The organism is Roseiarcus sp., assembly GCF_052145395.1.
Classification (GTDB): domain Bacteria; phylum Pseudomonadota; class Alphaproteobacteria; order Rhizobiales; family Beijerinckiaceae; genus Roseiarcus.
Window position 1 is genome coordinate 1 of sequence record NZ_JBKQOT010000083.1, and the last position, 3633, is coordinate 3633.

Here is a 3633-nt window from a genome sequence, read left to right on the forward strand (position 1 = left end):
CCGGTGTCCTGGCAGAGGTTGCCGGAAGCCGGGACCATCTGGGTCTATATCCCCGTCGGGCCGGACGGCGAGGCCGGCGTCGGGCTGCCTCCGCCAGACGCGCAATACCCACTGCTCCAGTCTTACATCGACGTCGTCGTCGAGGGCGGCCTCGAATACGGCCAGGATTTCGCGCGCGAAGCGCTCGAGACGACGGACGGCTGGAGCGACTACTGGCTCAACGACCGCGAGCTCGCCCGCCGTCCCTGGGTGCGCGACCCGGAATCGGCGGAAGTCGACGGCCTGCTGAGTTCCGCTCCCGGTCCGGCGGAGAAGCTGCAGTCCCGGCTGTTCTCGGAGCCCTACGCGATCCGCTGGTCCGCGCAGAAGGCGCAATAGCGGCGGCTGCGCTCGCGTTCACCGGACCTTGCGGCAGGTCGTCGGCGCGCGGCCTGTCATGCGGAAGGTCGCCGTCGAACCCTTGGCGCGAAGCGCGCCGTAGGGGGAGGCGTACCAGAGGCCCGACGCGGGATGGCGGTTCGCAAGCCGCAGCGCCCCGCCGTCGACCATGACGAGCCCCGTCCCCGTCTTCTCGAAGATCAGCGAGATTTTCGACCCGTCGGCGCAGGCGAAATTGACATACGGACCCGCGCAGGCGGGCGCGACGACGACAAACGCGGCGAGCGCGCCGGCGAAGATTCTGATCGACATTGCAGGTGCCCCCATATTCTTCGGGCGCGGCACTCAAGGCCGGCCGTCGCCCTCGAACACGATCTGGTCGGCCCATTTGCGCGCGGCCTCGCGCTGCATAGCCGACCTCACGGTCCAGGTCATGATCGGCAGGCCGTAAAGCTCCTTCTCGAAGAAGGGCGTTCGGTGCGGCAGGTCCTTCACGTTCCACGACAGAAAGTCGGGTTCGCTGCGGGCGCGGTGATCGAAGGTCTCGCAGGCGCGCTTCTGTTCGGGCGCGAGGAAGGCCCAATAGGGGTCGTCGTAAGAAGCCTCGGCGACGATGCCGATCGGGCAGGGGCGCGCGGGCGGCCCGAGCCGGGGATATTTTAGGCGCAGATAGGCGATCAGGTCAGGATCGAAGCTCTTCAGCGCCAGCGGACCCTCATAGGCGGCCGCGAGCGCGGCGACCCGGTCGCCGATCCGCCAGTCGCCGTCGAACCGGCTCTTCAGTTCGCACACGATCGGCACGCGGCCCGCGACGACGGCGAGGAATTCGGAGAGGGTGGGGATGCGGGCGTGAAGCGCGCTGACATCGGACGGCGCAACGCCCGGCGTAAGAATCCGCGCCCATCCGATTTCCGCCGCGCTCTTTCCGGTGAGCGCGCCCGTGGCGTCGGTCAGCCGGTCGAGGATGTCGTCGTGGAAGACAAAAATCTCCTCGTCGCGGCTCAATTGGACGTCGCACTCGATCGCGAAATCTTCCGCGATCGCGGCTTCGGCCGCCGCCAGCGTGTTCTCGATCACGCCGTTGGCGGCGTCATGCAGGCCGCGATGGGCGATCGGGCGGGCGGTCAGCCAGTCCGGGGCGTTGAGGGCCCTCAAAACGAGACCAGGAACACGGCCTCGACCTCCGCGAGGGCGTTGAGGGGCAGATGGGCGACGCCGACCGTGGTGCGGGTGTGCCTTCCCCGGTCGCCGAGGACCTCGACCATCAGATCGGAGGCGCCGTTCATCGCCTGGGGCAGGGGGTCGAACGCGCCCGCGACATTGAAATAGCCGCCGAGCCGGACGGCCTGGACGATCTTGTCGAGGTCGCCGAGGGCCTTCTCAGCCTGGGCGAGAAGGTTGATCGCGCAGAGCCGCGCCGCCTCTCGCGCGGCCTCGGCGCCCGATTCCGGGCCGAGCTTGCCCTTGTGGCGCTCGGCGAGCGTTCCGTCGGGTCCGAGCGGCAACTGGCCCGAGATCCAGAGCTGCGGCAGCGCCCCCGGCGCCATGCCGGTCGTGCGGACGAAGGGAACGTAATTGGCGACCGGCGCGGCCGGCTTCGGCAGCGCGATTCCGAGTTCGGCGAGGCGTTTGGCGGTCTGGCTCATGGCAATCGGCTCCGGCTGGCGGCGGCCCATGCGGCCGCCGCGTCGAAACCTATGCCCGACTTGGCGCGCGGCGCGCAATCCGGCCGAGCGAAAGCGACGCCCGAGCCCGGGTGAAGCCGTGAGCCGTGCTTGTTTTTGCCGTTTCCGGCGCTTAGGTATGGCGCGAGCGAAGATCGCGCCGCCGGCTCCTAAAATGGGCCGGGCGGCGCCGGCGCACCGGGAAGACGGCCATGGGTAGCTTCAGCATTTGGCACTGGATGTTGTTCCTTGCGGTGGCGCTCCTGCTGTTCGGAGGCAAAGGCAAGATCTCCGACATCATGGGCGACGTCGCCAAAGGGGTGAAATCCTTCAAGAAGGGCCTCGCCGAGGACGACGAGGAGAAACCGGCGCAGAGCGCTCCGGCGGCGGCTCCCCGCCCGATCGAGAACCGTTCGAGCGTCGAGGCCAGCGACGTGCACAAGGTCAGCTGAGCGGATCGCATGTTGACGCTCGCATGACGGGGAGGCGCGGCCGCGCCTTCCCGGCGCGCGTTCCGCCGGAGCCCCGATGTTCGACTTCGACATAGGCAAGATGTTGGTCGTGGCGATCGTCGCTCTCGCGGTGATCCCGCCCAAGGACCTGCCGCGCGTCATGCGCACCGTCGGTCAGGTCATGGGCCGGATGCGCCGCATGGCGGCTGAGTTCCAGGGTCAGTTTATGGACGCCATGCGCGAGGCCGAGTTCGAGAGCGTCCGCAAGGAGCTCGCCGACCTCAATCAGAAGACGACCGCCAGCATTGCCGAACTCAACCAGAAAGTGGGGTCGGGCGCCTTCGACCCCGCCGCCATGATCCGCGACGAGGTGACCAAGGCCGCCGATCCCGCCATGCATCTTCCCGCGCCGGCGGCGGGGACCTCGGACATTGGAACGTCGGAAGTTGCGCTCAGCGCGCCCGCCCTGGAGGCGCGGCCGGTCGAGCCGGCCGCGCCCGAGACGTCCGCCGTCAAGTCGAGCGCCGCCGAATGACGCAAGAGGACATCGACGCCACCAAGGCGCCGTTGATGGACCACATCATCGAGCTGAGGGCCCGGCTGATCCGGGCCATCTACGCCTTCTTCGCCGCCTTCATCGTCTGCTTCTACTTCTCGCGCACGATCTACAACATCCTGACCCAGCCCTACGTCCGGGTGGTGGGAGCCGAGAAGGCGACCCTGATCGCCACCCATTTCCTCGAGCAGTTTTACACCAACGTGCGGCTCAGCATGTTCGGGGCGCTGGTGATCGCGTTCCCGGTGATCGCGACGCAGATCTACAGGTTCATCGCGCCGGGCCTCTATAAGCACGAGCGGCAGGCGTTTTTGCCTTATCTGATCGCGACCCCGATCTTCTTTTTTTTCGGCGCGCTGCTGGTCTATTTCGCGGTGATGCCGCTGCTGATCCGCTTCTCGGTGTCGCTGCAGCAGGTCAACACGCCGGGCGAGGCGACGATCGAACTGCTGCCGAAAGTGAGCGAATAGCTGTCGCTGATCATGACGCTGATCTTCGCCTTCGGCGCGGCGTTCCAGCTTCCGGTGGTGCTGACGCTGCTCGGCCACATCGGCGTCGTCGACTCGGCCTATCTGTCGCGGAT

General features: G+C 67.5%; 5 protein-coding genes and 2 pseudogenes. 4 read left to right on the forward strand and 3 right to left on the reverse strand.

Annotation, left to right across the window (positions count from 1 at the left end):
• Window positions 1-378, forward strand: a pseudogene (locus tag ACLP25_RS02795) (gamma-glutamylcyclotransferase); the annotation flags it as partial.
• Window positions 379-396: 18 nt separating this feature from the next.
• Here ACLP25_RS02795 and ACLP25_RS02800 read toward each other — a convergent pair.
• Genes ACLP25_RS02800 through ACLP25_RS02810 form a run of 3 tightly spaced genes read right to left on the reverse strand, consistent with a single transcriptional unit; the run spans window position 397 to window position 2024 of the window.
• Window positions 397-690, reverse strand: coding sequence for an MliC family protein (locus ACLP25_RS02800; protein WP_442467714.1), 294 nt, complete (start codon window positions 688-690; stop codon window positions 397-399).
• Between the two features lie 33 nt (window positions 691-723).
• Complete coding sequence (locus tag ACLP25_RS02805; RefSeq protein WP_442467715.1) at window positions 724-1533, reverse strand: glycerophosphodiester phosphodiesterase family protein; 810 nt, start codon at window positions 1531-1533, stop codon at window positions 724-726.
• Window positions 1530-2024: a RidA family protein gene (locus ACLP25_RS02810; protein WP_442467716.1), complete on the reverse strand. Its 495-nt coding sequence runs from the start codon at window positions 2022-2024 to the stop codon at window positions 1530-1532. Before ACLP25_RS02810 ends, ACLP25_RS02805 begins: the two co-directional genes overlap by 4 nt.
• 230 nt (window positions 2025-2254) lie before the next feature.
• Between ACLP25_RS02810 and ACLP25_RS02815 the strand changes: the two genes are divergently transcribed.
• The 3 genes and pseudogenes from ACLP25_RS02815 to tatC all read left to right on the forward strand — a co-directional run.
• The gene (locus ACLP25_RS02815; RefSeq protein WP_442467717.1) at window positions 2255-2494 is read left to right on the forward strand and encodes a twin-arginine translocase TatA/TatE family subunit; all 240 of its coding nucleotides are present in this window, start codon (window positions 2255-2257) and stop codon (window positions 2492-2494) included.
• A gap of 76 nt (window positions 2495-2570) precedes the next feature.
• Complete coding sequence (gene tatB, locus ACLP25_RS02820) at window positions 2571-3029, forward strand: Sec-independent protein translocase protein TatB (RefSeq protein ID WP_442467718.1); 459 nt, start codon at window positions 2571-2573, stop codon at window positions 3027-3029.
• Window positions 3026-3633: pseudogene (gene tatC / locus ACLP25_RS02825) on the forward strand (twin-arginine translocase subunit TatC); the annotation flags it as partial. The gene tatB and the pseudogene tatC, both read left to right, overlap by 4 nt.